The sequence below is a fragment of the Methanocellales archaeon genome (assembly GCA_028715985.1).
In the GTDB taxonomy this organism is placed as follows: Archaea; Halobacteriota; UBA148; order UBA148; family UBA148; genus UBA148.
The window spans coordinates 1-2,958 of the sequence record JAQUQR010000018.1 but is presented as its reverse complement, the minus strand read 5'-3'; the positions used below and the strand labels follow the sequence as shown (position 1 = coordinate 2,958).

Annotated in this window: 3 protein-coding genes; 2 read left to right on the top strand and 1 reads right to left on the bottom strand. The window is 38.4% G+C overall.

Going from position 1 to position 2,958, the window contains the following annotated elements; all coding sequences use genetic code 11:
• Nucleotides 1-267 precede the first annotated feature (267 nt).
• Nucleotides 268-1,752 (top strand): ATP-binding protein, encoded by a 1,485-nt coding sequence (locus PHI74_07900; protein ID MDD5485932.1) that lies wholly within the window; start codon nucleotides 268-270, stop codon nucleotides 1,750-1,752.
• A gap of 187 nt (nucleotides 1,753-1,939) precedes the next feature.
• Nucleotides 1,940-2,296 (top strand): hypothetical protein, encoded by a 357-nt coding sequence (locus PHI74_07895; GenBank protein MDD5485931.1) that lies wholly within the window; start codon nucleotides 1,940-1,942, stop codon nucleotides 2,294-2,296.
• Nucleotides 2,297-2,315: 19 nt separating this feature from the next.
• Here PHI74_07895 and PHI74_07890 read toward each other — a convergent pair.
• Nucleotides 2,316-2,958: pyridoxal-phosphate dependent enzyme (locus PHI74_07890; protein MDD5485930.1), on the bottom strand; the 643-nt coding region annotated here is incomplete at its 5' end.

Below are 2,958 nucleotides of genomic sequence, written 5' to 3'. Positions count from 1 at the left end.
TCTGAAAGCCAGAAAGCATAGGAATCTGGTCAAGGAGATCAAGCTGGTGATATACAATACGATATCGATAGAGCAGTCAGGAGAGCATTTATGTTCATTCGGATAGAGGTTTTCTACAAGGCCAAATAATTACACTATTTATAAGATACTTGTCAAAATAGTAGTAATTATCTAATTTTTTTTGTCAATTTGTGGTAGGTCTATTTATAAATAATTTGTCAAAATTGGAAAGAGTTATATAGCTGTTCACCCCATACTAATACTAACATGGCAGTATTTGACATAAGCCAATTATCAGACCAAAATCCTTGGTGGGTAGATAAAAACAAGATTTTACAAGATTATCAAATCTCTAGTTTGAGTAAACTACAGTTCCAGTGGGATCCAAAAATTAGACATTATGTAAATTTGGACAAAGACGTGGTTTATACTATCAGAGGCCCAAGGCAAGTTGGTAAAACCACATTGATAAAAATAATTATCAAGGATTTATTAATAAATAAAAAAGTTAAACCCGAGAATATCTTTTTTTGGTCGTGTGAAAGAAATAATTCAGAAGAATTAAACAAAATTTTGCAGACCTACTTTGACTGGGGATTAAGTTCACCTAACGATAGAACGTATATTTTTCTTGATGAAATTTGTGCAGTAAAAGAATGGCCAAAAGAGATAATTCATTTTGCTAATAAAGGATCTTTTAAAAATTGTTCAATTATTCTTACAGGCTCTCATTCAATGGATATTAAACATTCTACTGAACTTATGCCTGGAAGAAGGGGGGGAGATGAAAATGATCCTTTAGATAAAATCTTGTTGCCTATGAAATTTTCTGAGTTTGCAACCTTAGTTTGGCCAGAATTCAAAGAAAAGATGTTTGATTTGAATATTGTTAAGATAATCGATAGGAAAAATAGGATATTTGAATTATTTGATGGAAAAATAAACCAAGACCTAACTAATTTAGCAGTGTACAAAAAGCAGTTAGATAGTTTATTTGAGGTATACCTTCTCACAGGCGGAATTCCTGCTGTGATAAATGAGCTAAAATCAACTGACAAAATCTCTACTCGTTTATTTAATGTTTATCTAACTGCAATTATTGGGGATTTGAATAGGTATGGTTATAAAGAACATTATTTTAAACAGATTGTTAGAGATATCTTCAATTCTCTTTCAAATCCTATCAGCTGGAATAGTTTTACAAAAAGTACGGAAGTAAAATCTCATAACACTGTTCAAGATTACATAACTGCTTTAGAAGAGCTTTATATTGCAAATATTTCCTATCGATGTTCAATACATGATAGAAGGATACACACATTTATGAAAAAATTATACATTCAAGACCCTTTTATCTTCCACGCACTTCACGGGTGGGCAAATAATAAAAAGGATTACTTTACAAACGCTAAAGCAAACATATTGAACTTAGAAATAAAAAGTAAATTAATAGAGAGCGTAGTTTACAATCATCTTTGTCGATTATCGTTTTGGTTGAATCCAAGAGATCTCTTTGATCCAAAGGACAACATATGTTATTATGAAGATAAAAATAAAAAAGAAGTGGATTTCGTTCTTCTATTCGATGAGAAGTTTTATCCTTTTGAGGTAAAATATCAAGCTGATATTGTAAATTCTGATTTCTTCGCTTTCAAATCATTTAATAAAGGGGTTTTGATTACGCGGGATGACTTTGGAACATATAGAAATTATGTGAAGATGCCAATATCGCTATTTTTACTATTAATTTGAATGTGGGGTTCTTAGGGTGGCAACTCTTCGGTCGCTGCGCTCCCTCATCCTCAGTGCTCACCCAAATTGCTATTCTCCGATGTTTGCGCTTACTTATCCACAGCTTATGACGAAAGGATACAGCTTTCTCACGAACTTCTATACATAGGGCGCTATATAGATAGTCGCAAAATAAGGTGTGCTATTCATGTCCATAAGAGAGATCGGGTGTTGCGGCGCATACTGTAAAACTTGTCCTGCATTGACAGATGGAAGCTGTCGCGGGTGCAAGTCGGGGTATGAAAGCGGAGAAAGGGACCTTGATAAGGCCAAATGCAAGATGAAGGTGTGCTACTTCAGGGAAAGAAAATTGGAAACCTGCGCCGATTGCCCTGATTATGCCTCCTGCGGGATGATCCAAGGTTTGTATAACAAAAAAGGATACAAATATAAGAAATACAGGCAATCGATCGAATTCATCAGAGAAAACGGATATGGCGACTTTATAAAAATAGCTGATACTTGGAAAGGCCCCTATGGCAAATTGGCCATTCTTAAACGGTGAATTGCAAACTTCTAAATAGCTATCGAACGCTCTGCAAAACCGCACCCAAATACTTAGAGCCTTCATCAGAGATAACGGCGCGTAGCGCCTCTATGTCTGCCTCGACCACCATTGGCTTGCCACAAACGCCTATCACCTCTTCGGGATCCTTCAATAGATGCCCCGTGGTGACGCAAACAACGCGCTCGTCCGGCTGGATCACACCTTCCCCCCTCAATTTTTTGAGACCTGCGATGGATGCTGCGCTGGCAGGCTCCACACCGATGCCCTCAAGGCGGGCGAGACTTTTTTGCGCCTCGATGATTTCGTCGTCTGATACCTTTTCGGCTATACCACCCGAATTGTATATCGCACGAAGCGCTTTCGGCGCGTTCACCGGATCGCCGATTCTTATGGCAGAGGCAATGGTCTCCGGATGTTTCTCAGGTACGATTTTCCTGGCGCCTTTACTAAAAGCATCAACGATGGGACGCGCTCCCTCCGCTTGAATGCCCGTCATCCTGGGAATTTCATCGATGATGCCAAATCGCTTGAACTCTGAGTCGCATCCCTTGTCCATGACGTTCGATCTCTTTGTTCTAGGACACTGCTTGAGCAAGGTCTCGATGCCTATCGTGAGTGGGGCTCCTCGATATCTTGAACCCTGTGATGACCTGCCTCTG

Coding starts and splice junctions, on each gene's coding strand:
- PHI74_07900 (MDD5485932.1), top strand. CDS start 268: ATGGCAGTATTTGACATAAGCCAATTATCAGACCAAAATCCTTGGTGG.
- PHI74_07895 (MDD5485931.1), top strand. CDS start 1,940: ATGTCCATAAGAGAGATCGGGTGTTGCGGCGCATACTGTAAAACTTGT.